Source organism: Candidatus Flexifilum breve (genome assembly GCF_016713355.1).
The window spans coordinates 1,512,162-1,532,967 of sequence record NZ_JADJPI010000035.1 but is presented as its reverse complement, the minus strand read 5'-3'; the positions used below and the strand labels follow the sequence as shown (position 1 = coordinate 1,532,967).

General features: G+C 60.3%; 16 protein-coding genes. 9 read left to right on the top strand and 7 right to left on the bottom strand.

The features are described 5' to 3' along the window. Window positions 1–119 precede the first annotated feature (119 nt). The 3 genes from IPK17_RS29510 to IPK17_RS29500 all read left to right on the top strand — a co-directional run bounded on the left by IPK17_RS29510 (window position 120) and on the right by IPK17_RS29500 (window position 4,082). On the top strand, window positions 120–1,148 hold the full coding sequence (locus IPK17_RS29510) for a phosphate/phosphite/phosphonate ABC transporter substrate-binding protein (RefSeq protein ID WP_343421285.1): 1,029 nt from the start codon (window positions 120–122) through the stop codon (window positions 1,146–1,148). 81 nt (window positions 1,149–1,229) lie between these two features. Then, complete coding sequence (phnC, locus tag IPK17_RS29505; RefSeq protein WP_343421284.1) at window positions 1,230–1,988, top strand: phosphonate ABC transporter ATP-binding protein; 759 nt, start codon at window positions 1,230–1,232, stop codon at window positions 1,986–1,988. 9 nt (window positions 1,989–1,997) lie between these two features. After that, window positions 1,998–4,082 (top strand): ABC transporter permease subunit, encoded by a 2,085-nt coding sequence (locus tag IPK17_RS29500; protein WP_343421283.1) that lies wholly within the window; start codon window positions 1,998–2,000, stop codon window positions 4,080–4,082. A 193-nt stretch (window positions 4,083–4,275) separates the two neighbouring features. On the opposite strand, the gene bglX is transcribed toward IPK17_RS29500, so the two are convergent. Next, window positions 4,276–6,507: a beta-glucosidase BglX gene (bglX, locus tag IPK17_RS29495; protein ID WP_343421282.1), complete on the bottom strand. Its 2,232-nt coding sequence runs from the start codon at window positions 6,505–6,507 to the stop codon at window positions 4,276–4,278. Between the two features lie 196 nt (window positions 6,508–6,703). Between bglX and IPK17_RS29490 the strand changes: the two genes are divergently transcribed. From IPK17_RS29490 to IPK17_RS29465, 6 genes are all read left to right on the top strand, one after another. After that, a complete protein-coding gene (locus IPK17_RS29490) occupies window positions 6,704–7,363 on the top strand; it encodes a TetR family transcriptional regulator (RefSeq protein ID WP_343421281.1) in 660 nt (219 codons plus the stop codon). Window positions 7,364–7,552: 189 nt separating this feature from the next. Continuing rightward, the gene (locus IPK17_RS29485; protein WP_343421280.1) at window positions 7,553–9,364 is read left to right on the top strand and encodes an ABC transporter substrate-binding protein; all 1,812 of its coding nucleotides are present in this window, start codon (window positions 7,553–7,555) and stop codon (window positions 9,362–9,364) included. Window positions 9,365–9,491: 127 nt separating this feature from the next. After that, on the top strand, window positions 9,492–10,496 hold the full coding sequence (locus tag IPK17_RS29480; RefSeq protein WP_343421279.1) for an ABC transporter permease: 1,005 nt from the start codon (window positions 9,492–9,494) through the stop codon (window positions 10,494–10,496). Window positions 10,497–10,509: 13 nt separating this feature from the next. Further along, window positions 10,510–11,763, top strand: coding sequence for an ABC transporter permease (locus IPK17_RS29475; RefSeq protein WP_343421278.1), 1,254 nt, complete (start codon window positions 10,510–10,512; stop codon window positions 11,761–11,763). A gap of 8 nt (window positions 11,764–11,771) precedes the next feature. Beyond that, window positions 11,772–12,785, top strand: coding sequence for an ABC transporter ATP-binding protein (locus tag IPK17_RS29470; RefSeq protein WP_343421277.1), 1,014 nt, complete (start codon window positions 11,772–11,774; stop codon window positions 12,783–12,785). After that, window positions 12,772–13,581, top strand: coding sequence for an ABC transporter ATP-binding protein (locus IPK17_RS29465; RefSeq protein ID WP_343421276.1), 810 nt, complete (start codon window positions 12,772–12,774; stop codon window positions 13,579–13,581). Before IPK17_RS29470 ends, IPK17_RS29465 begins: the two co-directional genes overlap by 14 nt. Window positions 13,582–13,666: 85 nt before the next feature. Here IPK17_RS29465 and IPK17_RS29460 read toward each other — a convergent pair whose 3' ends face one another. The 6 genes from IPK17_RS29460 to IPK17_RS29435 all read right to left on the bottom strand — a co-directional run bounded on the left by IPK17_RS29460 (window position 13,667) and on the right by IPK17_RS29435 (window position 20,802). Beyond that, window positions 13,667–14,635, bottom strand: a complete 969-nt coding sequence (locus IPK17_RS29460; protein WP_343421275.1) for a choice-of-anchor R domain-containing protein — start codon at window positions 14,633–14,635, stop codon at window positions 13,667–13,669. A 344-nt stretch (window positions 14,636–14,979) separates the two neighbouring features. Next, window positions 14,980–15,645, bottom strand: coding sequence for a response regulator (locus tag IPK17_RS29455; protein WP_343421274.1), 666 nt, complete (start codon window positions 15,643–15,645; stop codon window positions 14,980–14,982). A gap of 9 nt (window positions 15,646–15,654) precedes the next feature. After that, entirely contained in the window at window positions 15,655–17,136 is a 1,482-nt protein-coding gene (locus IPK17_RS29450; RefSeq protein ID WP_343421273.1) for a HAMP domain-containing sensor histidine kinase, read from the bottom strand. 44 nt (window positions 17,137–17,180) lie between these two features. Beyond that, entirely contained in the window at window positions 17,181–17,915 is a 735-nt protein-coding gene (locus tag IPK17_RS29445; protein ID WP_343421272.1) for a sugar ABC transporter substrate-binding protein, read from the bottom strand. A gap of 53 nt (window positions 17,916–17,968) precedes the next feature. Beyond that, the gene (locus tag IPK17_RS29440) at window positions 17,969–18,352 is read right to left on the bottom strand and encodes a response regulator (RefSeq protein WP_343421271.1); all 384 of its coding nucleotides are present in this window, start codon (window positions 18,350–18,352) and stop codon (window positions 17,969–17,971) included. A 14-nt stretch (window positions 18,353–18,366) separates the two neighbouring features. Next, a complete protein-coding gene (locus IPK17_RS29435) occupies window positions 18,367–20,802 on the bottom strand; it encodes an ATP-binding protein (protein ID WP_343421270.1) in 2,436 nt (811 codons plus the stop codon). Window positions 20,803–20,806: the final 4 nt, after the last annotated feature.

Below are 20,806 nucleotides of genomic sequence, written 5' to 3'. Positions count from 1 at the left end.
AACACCGCAGTTCATCCGGCCAACTTCAATATCTCAGTCCCTCGGATATATTAGCAGTCGCTTTTGATTCTTCACGCTATAATCCGTAAGTGTCGCGGTTTACCTCCAAAGGGGTACAAATGCACTTCAAAAAGTCCATCCAGATTTTGCTCGTCGTTTTGCTGCTCGCCGTTATTTCGGCGCAAGTCGTGTCCGCTCAGGATGATCTCGGTTCAGAAGCCAATCCGATTCAGGTGTACTTTGTCCCCTCACAAGAAGCGCAAGCGATTGTGACGGGCGGCGAAATCATGGCGACTGCACTGGAAGAAGCCACCGGACTGAATTTTGAAGTCTTCGTGCCGACCTCGTATGCCGCGACCGTGGAAGCCATGTGCGCCGCGCCCGGCAGCTCGATTGGTTTCATTCCGGCGGCTGGTTACGTGATCGCCAACAACCGCTGCGGCGTCGAAGTTGAAGCGGCGGCGGTGCGTCGTGGCTGGAATGTCTACTGGGCCGCGTACATTGTCCGGCGTGACAGCGATATCTACACGTTTGGCGATCTCGCTGGTCGTTCGTGGGCCTACCCGGACAGCGCGTCGACCTCCGGTTTCATCGTGCCGTCCGTCGAACTGCAGGCGGCAGGCATTGAACCCGGCGAACGCGTCGAAGCCGGTGGTCACAATCAGGTCGTACAGGCCGTGTACAGCGGTGAAGTTGAATTCGGGACGACGTTCTACAGCCCGCCGCTGGTCCCCGGCGCAGCGTGGCGTTTGGGCGACAACCCGGAACCCTACGATCTGACCGTTGACGAATCGCGCCTCGACGGCGAAGGGAACCTGTTTGTCGGCGATATTCGCATTCTCGATGCGCGCGCCAACATTCGTGACACCGCGCCGGATGTGGTCGATCAGGTTCGTATCCTGCGCCTGAGCACCCCGATCCCGAATGACACGCTGAGCTTTGGCCCGGACTTCCCGCCGGAACTGCGCCAGCAGGTACTCGATGCGCTGTACGCCTTCGCCGAAACTGAGGCATGGGGTACGTCGATTGGCAGCCAGGATATGTACAGCTGGAGCGGCATCGCCCCCATTACCGATGCGGACTATGATCCGATCCGCCAGCAGTTCGAAATCCTCGGTCTGACCGAATCCGACGTGTTCGGCGGCTGATCGCTGCTCCTGACACGTTAACCAGATTCACAGGCGGGCAGGGGGAACCTCTGCCCGCCTGTGCTACCTAAGGATAGACGTATGCTCATCATCGAAAACCTCACCAAGATCTACGACAATGGCTTCATGGCGCTGGATAACATCAGCCTCGAAATTCCCGACGGCCAGTTTGTCGCGATCATTGGCTTGAGTGGGTCTGGCAAATCGACGCTGCTGCGCTGTATTAATCGACTGGTGCAGCCGACCAAAGGACGCATCCTCTGGAACGATATCGACATCACCGCGGCCACCGACGATGAACTGCGCCAGATTCGGCGGCGCATCGGCATGGTGTTCCAGCAGTTTAATCTGGTGCGGCGGTCGAGCGTCCTCACCAACGTGCTGGCCGGGCGGCTCGGTTATATCAACCCGGTCTTCAGCCTGCTCAACTATTTTCCGCCGCAGGAAAAAAAGCGCGCGATGGCCGCTTTAGCGCGGGTAGGGATCGCCGAGAAGGCTTATAACCGCGCCAGCGCCCTCAGCGGTGGTCAGCAGCAGCGCGTGGGCATCGCCCGTACGCTGATGCAGAACCCGGAGATGATGCTCGCCGATGAACCCGTCGCCAGCCTCGATCCGGCCACTTCGCATTCCGTCATGAAGTATCTCGAACTGCTGAACCGCGAAGACGGGATCACCATTCTATGCAGCCTGCACTTTCTCAGCTTGGCGCGGGCTTATTCCCAGCGGGTGATCGCGCTGAAAGACGGCAAACTAGAATTTGATGGCTTGCCCAAAGATATTGACAACGACCGCTTCAAACAAATTTACGGTGAAGACGCCGTCGAAGTCGAGATTCACTAGGAGTTCACTTTGAACAAAGGAACGGAATCCCGTTCACGCAGAGCTCTGCGGCGTCTGGCGCTCCTCACGGTCGCCCTCATTGTGCTGCTGATCTTCTCCTACGGTTGGACGGTGGTCGGCATCGACCTCGATGTCCCCCAAGAACCGCTGCGCCAGCAAAACGTCGGCTCAGCGTTACGTGAACTGCTCTCCCCGAACGTGTTCACGCAAGACTACGAAATTACCGGCGCGACGACGCCGTTTCAAATGGGCTGCCCGGATGGTTTTGTCGCGCCCGAACCGGCCATCAGCGCCGACCAGCCTTATATCATTGTCACCCCGGCCTGCGGCAACAGCCGCGAGATGGTGACGGTGCAGGGCTTCAACTTCTACCCGAACTCGATTTCGCGCGTGAACTGGATCGCGACGGATGGTGAACGGCGGACGCGCGAAGTCGACGATTCCGGCGAGGATAACTTCTATACACGGGCTGATGGCTCGTTTGAAGTCCAGATCCAGATTCCGCAGATTCGCGGTACCGCGGGTGAGACGCACACGGTCGAGGCACAGGGGCGCTTCCCCATCGGCCTGCCGCGCTTCAGTGACACGACGGCGATTGTCGTCGAAAAGATGACCGAGACCATTCTACTGGCGTTGATTGCGACGACGGTCTCGATATTGCCGTCGGCGATTCTCAGCTTCTTTGCCGCACATAACCTCATGCGCTCAATTCAACTGCCGTTGGGCAATTTGCTGATGATGGTCGTGCTGCTGCCGTTCGGCTGGTTGATCGGCACGGCGCTCCTCGAACCGATCGGGCGGGTGCTCTACAATGTTGGCACGGGGAATCTAGCCAGTGTCGGCGGCGTGATCCTGATCGGCGTGGGCAGTGTGGTCACGACCCAGCGCGTGCGCCGGGCTGCACCGCCGACCACGACCTCCACGCGCCTGCGCGGGATCTTCGCGTCGGCACTGGTGGCGGTCGCTGCCGTCGCCGGGTTTGGTCTGCTCGGTGGTCTCCTGCTGCTGGTCAGTGGTGCCCTGCAAACGGGCATTCTCGTGTACATTGGCAACTTTTTCCACTCGATTGGTGAGCTGATTGGGCTGCTGCTGACGCCCGTCGCGGGCATCGTTGGGGCGTTTGCGCTGTCATCCATCGGCAGTGATCTCACGCGCGGCCTGCTCAAGCACATCAGCCTGCCACTGAGCCACGCGCTCGGCGCGGCGCTCGGTATCGTAGCGGGCGCGTTCGTGATGTGGGCGGCGGCGGAAATCGGGGTGGTCGCAGCGTGGTTGGGACTGTTTCCGGCGGTGGTCGCCGCGGGGTTGGGCGGCGCGATGCTGCCGCAGGTCTACCGCGGCCTTGTTCCACAGCCCGAGCGTCCGCTGCGGTGGGATCGCATACTCGTCACCGCTTTGTCATGGGCGGGCGCGATCCTCGGTTTCATCGTGACGTTTCAGGTCTTGCAGGTGCGCACGGCGCTGGTCGAAGGGGTGCCGCCGCCCGCCATTCCTGCGTTCCAACTGCTCGGTCTGGTCGTGTCGGAGTACGATCTGCGCGCTTTGCTGATCGGCGCGGTGCTGGGCGGAGTCACAGCGGGGTTTGCGGGGACGCGCCGCAGCTTCCCGATTGGTACGGTGCTTTACAACACGACGCGCACGATTTTGAACTCTCTCCGCTCGATTGAGCCGCTGATCATGGGTTTGGTGTTCGTGATCTGGGTGGGGATTGGGGCATTCGCCGGGGTGCTGGCGCTGGCGCTGCACTCGGTCGCGTCGCTGGGTAAGCTGTACTCGGAGCAGATCGAAAGCATCGACACGGGGCCAATTGAAGCCCTGCAAAGCACGGGCGCGAACCGTCTGCAAACGATCATGTATGCGGTCGTGCCGCAGATCATCCCGTCGTATATCGCGTTTACGATGTATCGCTGGGATATCAACGTGCGCATGTCCACGATCATCGGCTTTGTCGGCGGCGGCGGGATCGGTTTCCTGCTTCAGCAGCAGATCAACCTGCTGCGTTATCGCGATGCGGGCGTGGCCGTGCTGGCCATCGCCATCGTCGTGTCGATCCTCGACTTTGCCAGCGCTTACATCCGCGAACGGGCGTTGTAGCGCAGTCGCCTTTTCCTCAGCGAGAAACATGGCAGCGCGGGCATAGACTGCCCGCGCTGCTGTCTGGCATTAGAGACCATCTGAATATTCGCGAATTCTCTCGTAGGGGCGCACGGCCGTGCGCCCCTACACAAGCGAAAGCAACGTATTTTTCAAATGGCTTCTTCGCTGTTCACATTGAGTTGCGCCACCCTTACACCGTGACGACGAGCTGCGTGTGCAGCGTCGCCCGTGAGTCCGAGCCGACCCACAGATCAATCGTCGTGGCATCCTGCACCCACCGACCCGCATTGGTGCTCCAATAGCCGAGTTCAGCCGGGCCGAGCTGGAAGCTGACCGGGCGCGTTTCGCCCGGCTGCAGCGTGATCCGTTCGAAGCCTTTGAGTTCACGCATGGGGCGGGAGTCGCTGCCAAACCGCTGGTGGATGTAGAGCTGCACGACTTCATCACCTGCGACTGCCCCCGTGTTCGTCACGTCGACCGTGACCGAGGCCGAGTCGCCAACGCGCACCTGTGGCGCCGAAACCGCGAGGTTCGTGAGCGCGAAGGTCGTATAGCTCAGGCCGTAGCCGAAGGGATAGAGCGGTGTGGGCAAGCCGTCCCAGTAGCGCGGGTTGTACAGCGGGCTCTCTTCTGGCGAGTGCGTCGTGTTGCGCGCATAGTAGAGTGGCGCGTGACTGCCCTTGCGCGGGAACGTGACGGGCAGTTTGCCGCCGGGGTTGGCATCGCCGAATAAGATGTCGGCAACCGCGTGGCCACCCTCGGTCCCCGGTTCCCATGCTTCGAGGATCGCCGGGACGTGGTCGGCTGCCCAGTTAATGCTCAATGGTCGGCCGTTCAGGAGTACGAGCACGACGGGCTTCCCGAGCGCGACTACGGCTTTCAGCAGTTCTTCCTGGCGACCGGGCAGATCGAGTGAGGCGCGCGACGCGGCTTCGCCCGACATGTTGGCGTGTTCGCCCAGCACCATGATGATCAGGTCGGCCCGCTGCGCGGTCGCCAGCGCGGCTTGATACGCGCGCTCTGCATCTTCCGGCGACTGCGACGCGCGGCTGCCGCCCGCCATTGCGCTTTCGAACCACGATGGAATATCACGGTTGATCTCCGGACCCGGCGCATAGTCGATGGTGGCGTCTGGCAGTTTGGCGCGCAGACCTTCGAGGATGGTCACCGCCGCCGGGACGTGCCCGAAGACCATCCACGAGCCTTCCGTCGCCTCTTTGGAATTCGCCAGCGAACCGATGACGGTGATGTGCTTGAGCGACTTGGACAGCGGCAGGAGCTGACCTTCATTGCGCAGCAGCACCATTGAACGCTGCGCCGCCCGGCGCGCTTCGGCGCGGTGTTCTGGCCGCGCGATCACGTCGGCGAGCAGACCTTCGTCCGTGTAAGGTTGCTCAAACAGCCCCAGGCGTACTTTGACCGCGAGAATCGTCCGCACGGCATCGTCGAGGACTTCCAGCGGAATGGTGCCATCTTCGATCAATCCAGTTAGGTGGTCGAGGTAGGTGCTGCTCGCCATATCGACATCCAGCCCGGCGCTTAAGGCACGCTGTGCGGCGTCGCGGGCATCGTGTGCAAAGCCCTGCGTCACAAGGTTGCCGACGGCGAAGGCATCACTCACCACGAAGCCGCCAAAGCCCCATTCGCCGCGCAGGATATCGCGCAGCAGCCAGCGATTCCCGGTCGCGGGCACATCGTTGAGATCCATGTAGGCGCTCATGAACGTCCCGACGCCCGCGTCGACGGCGGCGCGGAAGGGCGGGAAATACACGTTGCGCAGTTGATTCTCGGAGAGGTAGACCGGATCATAGTCGCGCCCACCGTCGGAGGCGCCGTAGCCCGCGAAGTGCTTGGCACAGGCGACGACACGCCCGGGCGTGCCGAGATACGCGCCCTGAAAACCGCGTACCTGCGCCGCCGCGACCGCCGCGCCCAAATACGGGTCTTCGCCCGCGCCTTCGACAATGCGGCCCCAGCGGGCATCCCGCGCGATATCGAGCATGGGCGCGAATGTCCAGTGCAAGCCCGCCGCGCGCGCTTCCTGGGCAGCCACCGACTGCGCTCCCTCGATCGTCGCCGGATCCCAGGATGCGGCCAGCGCCAACGGTACAGGGAAGATCGTGCGGTAGCCGTGAATCACGTCGAGCGCGAACAGGAGGGGGATTTTGGACGGGCTCTCTTCAACGGCAATTTTCTGCAACGCGTTGAAGCGCTTCGTGTCGTTCAGCCACAGCACGGAACCCGCGCCGCCTTGACGGATCACGACTTCGGGCTTGGGGCCGGGCACAAAATCGGCTGCGCCGATTTGGACGAGCTGCCCGACTTTTTCCGCGAGGCTCAAGGTCTTCAGGAGCGCTTCGACGCGCGCTCGCACGTCAGCATCTGACCACGGGGCAGTTCCGGTCGTGTCTGGGTTATCCATAAGGGTCTCCTTGGGCCGCCGGGGATGGACACTGCTTGAGGGAAGAATACCATTCAGGCGGCATAATTTCCGCGGATTGTATTGACACTGAGTGCCATTGTCAACATAATGTGTCATAATCTGACCGCCGTGTATAATATATGTAGTACTGTTTGAACTGGTAGTGTTTGCCATGATGGAAGGCGGCGATCAGTCCGTGGTAAGACCCAAAGCGAAACCGTTTGCCGAGGCGGTACCATCGGCGGCGGATAAGCTCAGAGCGCGCAAACAGCAGGTGATGCGCGACGCAATGAGCGAAGCGGCAGCAAAATTGTTTAGAGAACGTGGGTTTGAAACGGTGACCGTGGAAGAGATCGCGCAGGCGGCGGGGGTTTCCCGGCGAACATTCTTCCGATATTTCGAGTCGAAGGAAGATGTCGTTGTGACGCGCTTCGAACGCGACACGGAGGAGCTGCTCACCGAACTGGCTGCCCGACCCGCGTGTGAAATGCCGTTGTTAGCGATTCGAAACGCGCTGGTTCCGGCGATTCGGAGCGCGCTGCGGGAGGCTGACCTGCTGCGCGATGTGATTCGGCTCCTGCGTGAGACGAGCACGCTCCGCCGCGCCTTGATGGAGCATCGCAACCGCTACGAAGAGCGCGTCGCCGCCCTGATGATTCGGCGGTTGGAATGCGGGAGCGAAGATAATCGGCCCATTCTGCTGGCGTTCCTCACCCGGGCGCTGCATGAAGCAGTGCTCAATGCGTGGTATGACCACGAAACCGACGATATCGAAGGTTTGGTGGATGAATTGATCACCGGCTTGTGCGGCATCACCGCGGAGATGCCCGTCAGTTATCAGCCGTCAGCGTCGTAATGGTGGTGCCAGTGACGCGATCACTAGGGTCATACGTCACACCAGAGCGCTGACACTTTCATGTGCCCCCGATCATGTGGGGTGCGTATAATAGGTGTGGTTCTCGATAGGCGGACACGCCACTGTATCGAGGTAGAGTCCGTTTTCTATCAAGAATTAGAAGTTTGTTTTACTTAGGAGATATATGCAATGAAAGTTTCGCGTTTCGCCGTAGTAGCTTTCCTTCTTATGTTGGTGATGGCCGTCGCTGTTGCGCCATCAGTCGCCCAGGATACCACCCTCCCGCGTAACGAAACCCTCTATTTCAATGGTCAGCAGTGGGGCGCCGTTGTCGGCTGGAATCCCTATTCAAGCAACAACAATAACGCGCTGGCGATTTCGCAGGGTGACAATGCCCGCGTCGTCATGTTTGAAACCCCGTATCTGTACAACATGCTGGACGGTCAGGTCTATCCGCTGCTGGCCGACGGCCCGTACGAATGGAACGAAGCTCGCACGGAACTCACCTTCCACCTGAAAGCCGCCGCGCACTGGAGCGATGGCACCCCGGTGACCGCTGAAGACGTGGCCTACACCTGGGCGACGCATGTTCAGTACAACACGCCGACCGGCGCGGGCAATGTCGACTATATCGAAGACATCGTTGCGGTTGATGCCAGCACCGTGACCATTAAGGCTAAACTGAACGCCGATGGCGCCGCTGTCAACCCGCTGATCGTGCAGGCGTACGTCAGCAGCAACTACGTGATCCAGCAGGCGTGGACGCAGACGTTGGAAGCCCGCGCGAACAACGACGCGACCGCGCTGCTCGCGGACACGGCGGAAGATGTCGTGTGGTCCGGCCCATATCATGGCTATTTCTGGGACGAATCGAAGGTCATTTACGTCCGCGACGACAACTACTGGGGTCAGGACGCGAGCATGTGGGGTCGCCTGCCGGTTCCGCGCTACCTCGCGCACAACATCTTCCAGGACAACGCCGCGGGCACGACCGCTCTGCAGGCGGGTGAAGTCGACGTCAGCCAGCAGTTCAACTCGAACGTTCAGGATCTGTGGCTGGTTCAGGGTCTGCCGATTTCGACCTACCTGCCGGAAGCCCCCTATGGCATCGGCGCGAGCCTGCCGACCGCGTTCTACAACCTCAATTCCCCCGGCCTCGACAATGTTGCCGTGCGCCGCGCGATTGCGATTGCCGTCGACTATCCGACGATCATCGCCAACGCCATGACCAACCAGTCGGCCACCTTCGATCAGGTTCCGCGCTCGCTGATGAACCCGACCGCCGGTGAACAAGCGATGTACAATCAGGAAGCCGTCGCTGACCTGCAGTGGGCGGGCAATGATATCGCCGGCGCGAACGCGCTGCTCGACGAAGCGGGCATCGTGGACAGCGACGGCGACGGTTGGCGCGATATCGACGGTCAGAAGCTGAGCTACGTCGCGACCTGCCCGAACGGCTGGTCGGACTGGCAAGCGGCCATCGAAGTGGTCGCCGCGGCTGGCGCGCAAATTGGTATCGAAATCACCACCAATTACCCCGAATGGTCCGTGTATCAGACTGTCGTCACCAAGTCGGATGCTCCGCTGCCCGAAGGCTACGACATCTTCATGATGTGGAGCGACGGCGCTGGCCCGACGCAGCCGTGGAGCCGCGTCCGCAAGCTGCTGAGCTCGGAATTCAACGGCATGTCGAGCAACTGGAACGGTAACTGGGGCGGCTACTCGAACCCGGATGCGGATGCGCTCATTCAGCAAATCCCGACCGTCACCGATCAGGCGCAGCTCGTCGACATGTACACGGAACTCGTCCGCATTTACCTGACTGACGTGCCGTCCTTCACCCTCATGTACCGTCCGCAGTCCTTCCACACCGTCAACGAAAGCGTGTGGACGAACTTCCCGTTTGACGGCGATGGCACGGAACCGCCGGTTCCGCCGCTGGACCTCACCGACGGCTGGAGCATTGCTGGTCTGTACAATCTGGAACTCGTCAACCCGTAGATCAAACTTCAAGACCGCAGGTGATCACCACTGCACCACAGCGGACTCAGTCCCCGAAAGGGGGCTGAGTCCCTGCGGCGGTGGTCACCGCATTGCTATCGACCGTTCATCTACGAGGAGTCCCGCCGTGAAAGGGTATCGGAATTATTTTCTTAGAAGGCTGGGGTGGTTTGTTGTCACCGTTGTGATCGCTTTCATCCTCAATTTCACTCTCCCCCGTTTGATGCCGGGTGACCCGGTGGCGGCCATCGCCGCGCGCATGGCGCAAGGCATGTCCAACGCGACCGGGGTGCAGGCCGTCTACGAGCAGTACACCCGCTTGTTTGCCACCGACAAATCTATCCCCGAACAGTTTATCATCTACATGCGCAATGTGTTCAACGGCGATTTTGGCTTTTCGATCAGCCAGTACCCGCGCACGGTCGGCGATGTCATCAACGCCTCGATCTGGTGGACCATCGCGCTGCAATTCCCCGCGATCATCGTCGGATGGATCTTAGGCAATACGCTGGGCGCGCTGGCGGCCTACCTCCGCAAAGGCTTCGACAAAGTCTTGCTCCCGCTCAGCCTGTTCCTGAGCAATATGCCCGCGTTCGGCATGGCGATCATCTTATTGGTGGTGTTTGCCGTCAACCTCAAATGGCTGCCGACTTCAGGTGGTTACGATTATGCGATGGTGCCTAACCCCAGTTGGGATTTCGTGTGGTCGGTCATTGTGCATTATCAACTGCCGTTCTGGTCCATTGTGCTGATCACGGTTGGCGGGCAGGCCATCGGCATGCGCTCGATGGCGATCTACGAGCTGAACGCTGATTACGTCAAATATGCGCGGTTTTTGGGTATCAAAGACAGCAAAATCATTGTTTATGTCTTTAGAAATGCGATGCTGCCGCAGATCACAGGGCTGGCTCTGTCCATCGGGACGATGGTATTCGGGGCGGTGGTCGCGGAAGTGATCTTCAATTATCCGGGGATTGGTTCGACCATTCTGACCGCTGTATTAGGCGGGGATTATCCGTTGATTTCGGCGACGACGCTGATTATCACGCTCATGGTGCTGATCGCCTTTTTCGCCATGGAAATCCTCTACGGATTGATTGACCCGCGCATTAAAGCAGCGCAATCAGAATAGGTGGAGGCCGACCATGAAATATATGCTTGGGCAAATTTTCCGATCTGGCCGCTTTCGGGTGGGCTTCGGTATTTTCGCGACAATCTTCTTGACCGTCCTGATCTACCCGCTGATCATTCCGGATCCGCCGCTGGAAATCGTCAGCCGCGGGACGTTCCTCGCGCCGGGCGTGTACGTCAACGTCTACGACAGCATGAACTCTTCGACCCGCTACACGCTGATTCTCGACGAGGCCGCGGCGCGGCGCGTGGGATCCCGGTTGAGCGTTGACGACCGGATGGCGATGCAGGAATGGCTCGTCGGGGCGGGCGTGGCGGAAGGTGATATCAACCTCGAAGATACAGCGGCGCTTCTCGACCTGTGGCACAGCCGTTTTGACCCCAGTGTGCGCATCCCCGGCATGACCAATGCGGATCGCAACTACTACATTCGCTTGACGGCCTCGCTTGATGGACTGCTCTCGACGGAAGGGGCGATTGTCGCGGCGGCGAATGCCAGCAGCGGCGCGCTCGAACAGCAGCGTGTCATCGAACAAACCGACTATGTGAACGTCAACGAAGTGCCGAATGTGCGCGTGCTGCCCCTCGGGACGGACAACTTCGGGCGCGATATTCTCACCGAATTAGTCAGCGCCACGGGCGTCTCCCTGACGATTGGCTTTGTCGCCGGGGCGGTCGCCACGACGATTGGCTTGCTGCTGGGGTTGTTCTCCGGTTACATGGGCGGCGTCGTGGATGAAGTGCTGGTGTTCATCACCAACCTGTTCACCGTCATCCCCGGTTTCGTGCTGCTCATCCTGATATCGTTCAGCATCGGGCAGGAACAGCGCGGCGCGTTCACCATCGCCGTCGTTATTGGCCTGACCTCATGGGTGTGGACGGCGCGCGCCGTGCGCGCGCAGGTGATTTCGCTGCGCAACCGCGACCACGTCAGCTTATCAAAGCTCTCCGGACATTCGATTGTCTACATTCTGGCGATGGATATCCTCCCCTACATCGCCTCGTATGTGGTGATGGCCTTCATCCTCCAGATTTCGTCGGGCATTCTGGCGGAAGCCGGGCTGTCGATTCTCGGCTTAGGCCCCAAAACGACCGACGTCCCCACGCTCGGCCTCATGATGAACTGGGCCTTGATCTATCAAGCGCACGTACTGGGTAAGTGGTGGGCCTACGCTCCGGTGATCCTCGTGATCACGCTGATAACGTTCTCGCTGAACCTGATGAACACGGGGCTGGATCAGGTATTCAACCCGACGTTGAGGGGATAAGTGATCTGATGGCCAAAGTTGTTCTACAAGTCAATGAACTGACCACGCGGTATATCACGCGGTTTCGCGAAAACGTGTATGCCGTCGATCATGTGTCTCTCAAAGTCGAAGAAGGCAAGTCGTTGGGCATCGCCGGGGAATCGGGCTGCGGCAAGTCGACGTTGGCGCTCAGTCTGATGGGCTATTACTTCGCGCCGCTGCACTATACCAGCGGCGAGATCATCGTCAATGAGCGCAATATCACCGGGATGGACCCGGATGACGTGCGCAAGACCATCCTCGGCAGCGAGATCTCGTACATCCCGCAGGCGGCGATGAATGCGCTCAACCCCACGCGGCGTGTCATCAATTTCATTGAAGACGTAGTTCGGGCCCATAACCCCAACATCACGCGCAGTGAGGTTTATGAACTCGCGCGGGAACGCTTCGAACTGCTGGGGCTGCCCGCCGAAGTGCTGCAAAAATTCCCGGTCGAGCTGTCCGGCGGGATGAAGCAGCGCACCGTGATTGCGACCTCAGTCATCCTTTCACCTAAAGTGCTCGTCGCCGACGAGCCATCCTCCGCCCTCGACGTGACCTCGCAGAAGATGGTCATCAAGATGGTGATGGATTTGATGGACAAGGGCATCATCAAGGCGCTGGTGTTCATCACGCATGAGCTTCCGCTGCTGTACAACGTCACCGACGACATCATGGTGATGTACGCGGGGCAGGTGGTGGAAAAAGGGACGGCGGAAGAGATGGTGTTTGATCCCATTCACCCGTATACGCGCGCGCTCATGGGGTCGATCATTGTGCCGGAAGCCGGACTGCGGAACGTCAAGCTGACGGCGATCCCCGGCACACCGCCCAATCTCAAGAATCCGCCGTCCGGCTGCCGCTTCGCCGACCGCTGCCGCTATGCGATGCCGGAATGCCGGGCAAATTCTATCGAACTGCGGGACGCGGGCAATGGCCGCGCCTACCGCTGCATTATCCCGGTCGAAGACCTGAAAAAGGCGTACAAACATGACCAACAGTAAAGTGATTCTGAGTGGCAAGGGCGTGACCAAGGTCTTCGGGTTTGGGGCGCACAAAACGGTCGCCGTTGATCATGTCGATTTCAGCTTTCGTCAGGGCGAGGTCATCTCGATTGTGGGCGAGTCCGGGAGCGGTAAAACCATGCTGGCGAAGATGCTGTTGGGCTTGACCAATCTCACCGAAGGCGAAATCCACTTTGATGGGCAGCTCCGCGATATTCGCTCCACCAAACGCAAGCGCGAATACTGGAAGAACATTCAGGCGATCTTCCAAGACCCGTTCTCGGCTTACAATATCTTCCGGAAGATCGACGCGGTGCTGCTCGACTGTATCCGCATGCGGGGTGGGGCTAAACTTCCCTATGAGCAAAAAGTCGAGTTGATGCGCGAGGCGTGCAAGTTCGTCAATTTGAAGTTCGACGAGCTGACGAACAAGTACCCGTTTGAGCTCTCTGGCGGGCAGCAGCAGCGCCTGATGATCGCGCGGATCTTCTTGCTCAAGCCGAAAATTCTGCTGGCGGACGAACCCACCTCGATGATCGACGCGTGTTCCCGGGCGACGATCCTCGACATGCTGATGGATTTACGCACGGAAATTGGCATGACGCCGATCTTCATCACGCATGATATCGGGTTGGCCTACTACGTGTCCGACAGCGTATACATTATGGAGCATGGCCGCTTTGTGGAGAGCGGTTCCGCCGACGAGGTGATTCTGCGCCCGAAAGAGGCGTACACCAAACGTCTGCTCAATGACGTTCCCAAGCTGCACGAGGAATGGGATTTGTCGACCGTGTAGCGGGGCACGTGGCTGCATCCCAAGTGGCAAGTGTCCTGAAAAACAGCGCCTACCCTTTTGGGGTAGGCGCTGTTTCTATGTGACTCTACGGGCTGCGCTCGACGAGAATGAGCGTTCCCGGTTCAAACAGAGTCGCACAGGTGAAGCCGGGGAACTCCGGCACAGTGTAACTGCCAATGATTTCGGCGTGCCGCGGTGCTTGGCTGGCCGCCAGCCAGATCAGCGTGCCCGCATCGCGCAGGCAGAAGACACCACCCCCTTCAAAATACGTCATTCCCGGCGGGCTGAAGATATCAATCGCCTGCCGGATCCCGTACTCGGTCAATCCGGATAAGCCGAGGCTGGCTTCGCCGACTTCCACGGGACTGCCATTCTGATAAAGCACGCGGCAGTTGATGGCATAGCCGAGCGCATCCGCCAGACTGGCGCGTACGATGCCATCGACGTCAAAGTTGTGCGTGTCGCAGCGTGGAACGAGCGCTGCTGGCAGGATCGGCGTGGCTTCAATGGTCACGGCCAGTGAAAGTGTGCCAAGTGAGTACCAAGTTGAGCCGGTCTTGTCGTACAACGCCCCGGACAGAAACGTGAACACGCCCGTGGGCACGCTCGCCGTGAGGCCATAGCTGCCGCCTGTACCCATCAGCACGACCGTATACGCACTGTTCGCGCGCAAAGTGAGGGGCGTAGTCGGAATGAAGGGCGTGAGCGCGCCTGCGCCCCCGGCATTGACCGTCACCGGGCCGCCGATCTGACTCACCAACGTGCCGGGCCGCGTGCCGGAGTATTCGTACAGAAAGGCTTGGTACGTGGCTCCGGAACCCACCAACTGCACGCTGAAACTGTTCAGCGTGTAATTGGTGCCGACTGGAACTGAAAAAGTGATGCCAACATCGAAAAAGTTGGCACTATAGCCGGCGGCAAAACCGGCTACCGGCGCATTGTTGAGGACGATTTGTGAGGCGGCCGCCGAAGCTGGTAGGGGCGACACAACGCTGAAACTGATCAAGAGAGCAGAAAGCAGAACGACGATGAATTCTGTGGACTTCAGACGCATGATGAGTGTGTGTAACCTCCGGATAAAATACCCAACGCTTGCTGCAAATGGCTAATCGTCAAAAGCTGCTGCGGCTGAATGAGGTTGATTGGGTTCGTTCCTCGGCGATAGAGGGGGCGTCGAAGGTGGGCAGGTGTCAATGAATCTACCAGCAAAGGGTGAGTCGCTCTCCTTTCGGCGCGGCAGAGGCGCGAATCAAACGACGGCGCGCTGCCGAACGCACTGGTGTTTACTTGGATTAGGATGGACGTGATGAATGCACGTTAATCAGTGTAACATAACCTGATCGCGCATGAATTAAGCTTTTAGTCGGTGACGCTCAGGCTGTTACGAGCGCCCGCCGATCACCCGCGCGCCAGTGCTTCGAAGAAACGCACGCCGAACAGCGCCGCCTGCGTACGGTCGCGCACATCCAACTTGGTGAGGATGTTGCTGACATGGGTGCGAATCGTATTCTCGCTGACGTTCAGTTCGGCGGCGATCTCGTGATTCTGCCGCCCCTGCGTGAGCAAGCGCAGCACAGCGAGTTCGCGGTCACTCAGGCTTTTGCCGAGTTCCAGCTCGGCCTGCTCGGTCGAATGAAGGTTGGCCGCGATCAGCATGACGACGCGCGGGTGCATCACCGACTGGCCGTTGTGTACGGAGATGATCGCCTGTACAAGGTCTTCCGGCAGAATGTCCTTGAGCAGGTAGCCGGACGCGCCCGCGCGCACCGCCGAGAGCACATGCGCAGTATCGAGGAAGCTGGTCATCACGATCACACGCACCGCCGGGTAGCGTTCGCCGATGCGCAGAATGGCTTCCGCGCCGGACATGCCCGGCAGCACCAGATCCATGAGCACCACGTCGACGCTGATCGTTTCCAGCACATCGAGCGCTTCTTCCGCGCTCCCGGCCTCACCGACCACACACAGCGTGGGAAAGGTTTCGAGATACCCCCGCAGGCCAAAGCGCACCATGCCGTGATCGTCGACGATCAGCACGCGAACAGGAACAGTTTTGGACATCATAAAGTTTACTCATCTTCTACGCAAATCTAATTGAATGGTCAGCCGGGTTCCGGTTTCCGGCGTGGTTTCCACCTCAACCCGCCCGCCGACCCGCTTGAGCCGCGCTCGCATCAGGGCTAAACCGTTCGAAGTCGGCGCAATTTTATCTGGTGCGAAGCCCCTTCCATTATCTTCCACAATCACATGGGTGAGCAAGCCATAGCTCAGTGAGACACGCAGCACGGTCGCGCTGCTGTGCCGCACCACATTCGACACGGCCTCCTGCACGGCGCGGAACAGGGCATGCTCCTGCGCGATCGTCAGCGTATTCGTGCCATCGGTGCGCCACAGCAGCTTGAGACCGTGGGTGGCGCACAGCGGATTCAGATAGTCGAGCAGGGCATCTTCGAGCCGCTTGTCTTGCAGCGGCATCGAGACGAGCTCCTGCACGAGGCTGGTCATCTCCGATTGCGCGGCGTGTCCTGCCTGCTTGATGTGTTCAAGATGCGATTTGACGAGCGGTGGCGCATCAGTCAGCAGATTGAGAATCGCGCCCGCCGAGAGTGTAATGCTGAATAACTGCTGTTTGACGCTGTCGTGCAGTTCACGGGCGATGCGCTGGCGTTCTTCGAGGATCGCGGTGGTGCGTTCCTGCCGCGCCAGCTTGAGCAACTGCAGGCGGTTCTGCTCGTTGGCCGCCAGTTCGGCCTGCTGCGCCTGCTTAAGGTTGTCCGCCATGCGGTTGAACGCCTGTCCGAGTTGAAGGAGATCGGGATCGACTTCGTCCGTCAGGTTGAGGCGGGCGTCCAGGTGACCGTCGGTGATCTGGCAGGTGATCTCGCGCAGGTCACGCAGACTGCGCGTACTGTGCCGGGTGATCGTGCTGACGAGCCGCAGCGTCACGGCGAAGACCGTGCCAAGCGCCAGCAGCAGCCCAAGCGCCAGCAGGGCAATCTGATTGTTCACGGGAATGGCGCTGGTATGGGCGGCGTTCAGGTTGGTCACACGCAGGCTGTGCGCGACGGCTTCGAGCGTGTGCGCGGTCGCGGCGAGGTCGGCGCGCAGGAGGGCGAGGGTACTCTCCGCTTCGCCCGCCGCCGTCAGATTATGATAGCTGCGCAGGAGGTTGAGATAGGCGGCGCCCGCGTCTTCCAGGCGATTGAGCGCCCCGTAGTCGTCGGTCAGCGCGGCGAGCTGCATGATGGTCGTCTGGAGGATGAGCGCGCCCTGTTCGGCGGCGGCGTAATCTTCCCCGGTGACCAGATACTGTTCGACGGGCCAGCGCTGCGCGGCGAGCGTGCTGATGGCCGTGTCGAGGTCGGCCAAGCGCGTGAACTCCGCGTCCAGCGGCTGCAGGACGCGCAATGTATATGCGGTCAGCAGCACCAGCGTGAGCGCCGCGACCGCGCCAACGGCCACGAGCACCGCTCGCAGGCTACCGACGGTCAATTTGCCGTCAAAAAACCAATTGTTCTTGCGCCCAAATGTACGAAGCGAGATTATTTCGTCCATAACCACGTATTTTCCACGGCTCATTGGCCAGTTCGGGGTCCGTTTCAATTTCCAGCGTGATCAGCGGGCCGGGCCAGCGCCATATCATCATTGTGTAAAAAGCCCGCCCGCAAATCCGGGTGGCGGTTGAGCAGCGTCTCCCAGATGTCGGTTGTCAGGCTGACGTTCCAGTCGCCCGGCTGATCGTCCACGACTTCGATATCCGGGTAGCGGCTGATCACGTTATAGAAGCCCTGCGCCCGTCCCTGCGCGCCGGTGTGCCCCTGTCGCCCCCATGTATGCGCGATCTTGCCGGCGCCGCCCATCTTGTCGACCAGCGTTTGCACCACGCTTTCGGCCATCACGACGTTATCGGGCGTGATGAACGTCAAGATGCCGATCTCCTGCAAGAGTGGGAACGGCGCGATCAGTGTGTCCATGTCGACGACGGGGACGCCGCGGCGGGTGAGCTGTTCAGTCGAATCGACCAGCGTGCCGATGCTGCCCGGCTGCACGGCGACGAAATCCCAATTTCCCTGCGCGATTTCTGCCATGTTCGAGCGCTGCTGATTCAGATCGAGATTGCCGTCGAACCACACAATTTCGACGCCGAGCCAGCGCCCCATCTGCTCCGCGGCCTGCCGACCCTGCGCACCCCAGCTCACCACGAGACCATCGTTCATCATGGCGGCGCGCAGCGGGCGTTCGGGTTCCTGCGCGGGCAGCTTGGCGATCAGCGGCGCGAACGGGGCTAACCCGCCGGCGGCTACAGCGTGTTTGAGAAAGGTCCGACGATCCATAATGGCCCCATATTGCAGATAACCTTTTTCTTTAAAGATAACGCAACTTTGGTTCAAGTACTCATGGGAGGTCGGACAAACTGGTGGACGAGCGTGAGCAGATTTTCCGGGGCGAAGGGTTTGCTCAGGAAAGCGGCGCACCCGGCTTGCTCCGCGAGCTTTGCTTCGACCGTGCCGACGCGCGCCGTGCACGCGATGATCGGCGGGGCTTTCGGGCGGCCGCCCAATTGCTGCACGAGCAGCAGCGTGAGTACGCGCCCATCGACATCCGGCAGGTTGAAATCCATCACGATCAGGTCGGGGCGCTGCTGGCGGGCGACCTGTGCCGCGGGCAGTCCGCGGTTGTAGTGCCGCACCTCGTACCCCTCCGATTCGAGGATATGAATGATCATGTTGGCGTTGTCCTGGTTGTCTTCAACCAGCAGGATGTAACCCATAGCGCTCTAGCTTTCTATTCAGTCGACGGTTCATCGTCGGGCTGGGCAAGCACGCGGCGCACGGTCTGGATGACCTGTTCGGGCGTCGCCGGCTTGACGATGAAGGCGGCAAGGTCGAGCCCGGCGGCGCGGTGATGATCGCTGGAACCGGTGTACACGATGATCGGAATAGCGGCGGTGGTTGGCTCGGCCTGCAACTGGTCGATCACATCCCAGCCGCTGACGTGCGGGAGGTTCACGTCGAGGATGATGATGTGCGGTACGAGGCCGAGCGCCAGTTCCAGCACCTGCGCGCCATCGTGCGTGTCGATCACAATATAGCCCGCGCTTTCCAACGCGCGGCGCAGCAGTTCGCGCATGCTCACTTCGTCTTCGACCAGCAGCACCGAGATCACCTCGTCGGCGCGCAAGGCGTTTTGCTCGAAGACGGTGAACGCCTCGTTGACCTGCGCTGGGGCGACGCCCGTTTCCAATTGTTCCGGCGTGGCGATGGGCAGCGTGAAGGTGAAGCGGCTGCCTTTGCCGACTTCGCTGAACACCTCAAGATCGCCGCCGTGCATCTGGCTGATCTGCTTGCTGATGTCCAGTCCCAAGCCCGTGCCGATGATGTCGCTGAAGGACTGCGTGCTGATCTGGTGGAAGCGGTCGAAAATGGTGTCTTTGGCGTCTTCGGCGATGCCGATGCCCGTGTCGATGACGGAGATGGCCACCCAATCGCCGCGCACTTCAGCCTTCAGCGTGACGCTGCCCGTGGTCGTGAACTTGATCGCATTCGAGAGCAGGTTGAGGATCACCTGCCGCACGCGGATCGGGTCGGCCCACACGCGGGGGAGGTTTTCGGAGTAGTCGGGGCGGAGCTGGAGCGGCTTATCTTTGAGCAGACCGGTCGCCGTCGCCAGTACACCGCGGAAGATCTCCGGCAGTTCGATGGTGGTGCAGGAGAGTTCCAGCTTGCCTGCTTCAATCTTGCTCAGGTCGAGGATATCGTTGATCAAGCCGACGAGATAATGGCCGTTGTCTTCGATCAGCTTGAGATACGGACGATAGATCTCCGGCATGGGCTCATTTTTGAACATCTGCGGCATGACCAGCATCGAATGCGAGTAGCCGATGATCACGTTGAGCGGCGTGCGCAGTTCGTGGCTCATGTTGGAGAGAAACTGCGACTTGGCGCGGCTGGCTTCTTCGGCCTTACGCTGGGCTGCGCTCAGCTTGACGTTGGTCGCGGAGAGTTCAGCCGTACGGCGCGCCACCCGGTCTTCGAGTTCGCTGTACACGCTTTTCAATTCGCGCAGCATGCCGTCAAAGGCGTCGGCTAAGTGCCCGATCTCGTCCCGACCGCCCGTCCCCGGCACCGAGACATCCCAGTTGCCGAGACGCACATTATCGGCGACAGCGGCGAGCTGGCGCACCGGGCGCACGATGCTCCGCGTGAGGAACACGGCGACGAAGATCGCGACCAGCAGCGAGATCAGCGCCAGCAAAATGGCGACCTGCTGCGACGCGTTGACCTCGCCGACGATGGTGCTGACCGGGATCACCCGGTAGAGCAGCCAGCGGATCGAGATCTGCGTTTCCGGGCGGATGTGGACGAAGACTTGCAGCGTGTCGGGGTAGTCGGCGGACTGCGTGATGATGCCCTGCGATTCACCGAACATGGCGATTACATCGTCCCGCGAGCGGTCGCTGTCGAAGCTGATGTAGGAATTGAGCATGCGCCCGAACAACCGCGTCGAGTCCGGGTTGAGCAGGTAGCTGCCGTCGCGGTGGTTGACCAGATACAGCGGCGCGCTGCCGTGACTCGCCGTCATTTCCGTGAACAGCGGCGTCAGGCTGACGCGCGCCACCAGCACGGCGACGTTTGCGCCGTCGACTTCCAGCGGTACGGAGTAATACAGGATGGGGACATACGGCTCGTCGATCACCCCGTCGGTGCGCCGCAGGTCGTAGTCAGAGATGTAGACCTGATTCGTCGGCAGGCCAATCGCTTGATTGAAGTAGGCTTCCCCGGCGAACGTCTGCCCCGGCTGCGTGGGGATGAGTTCACCCGTGCCGCTCACATGCAGCAGTTCTTCTCCGCCGAGGTCAAGAATACGAAAGTCGACATACTGGTTTTCAGAGTGGTCGAGGAAGGTGCGAAACAGCGCAATCTGCGCGTCGTGGGTGGCGTTGGCGAGGTCGGGCGCGCCGTCGATCACGCTGGCGTAGCGGCGCGTGGGCGGCGCGAGACTGAGGAAGATCAGGTCTTCTTTGACGGCATTCAGACGCTTTTCGATCTCGTTGGCCTGTGAGACGAGCGAGCGCAGTTCTTCCGCACCGATCTTCTGAATCAGCGTGCTGGCCGCCGTCCGCAGGCTGTAGAAGCTGATGATTCCGGTGGGTATCAGTAAGACGACGACAAACGCGAAGATGAGCTTGTTTTGGAGTCGTCGGGTAAATCTCGGCAGCATGACC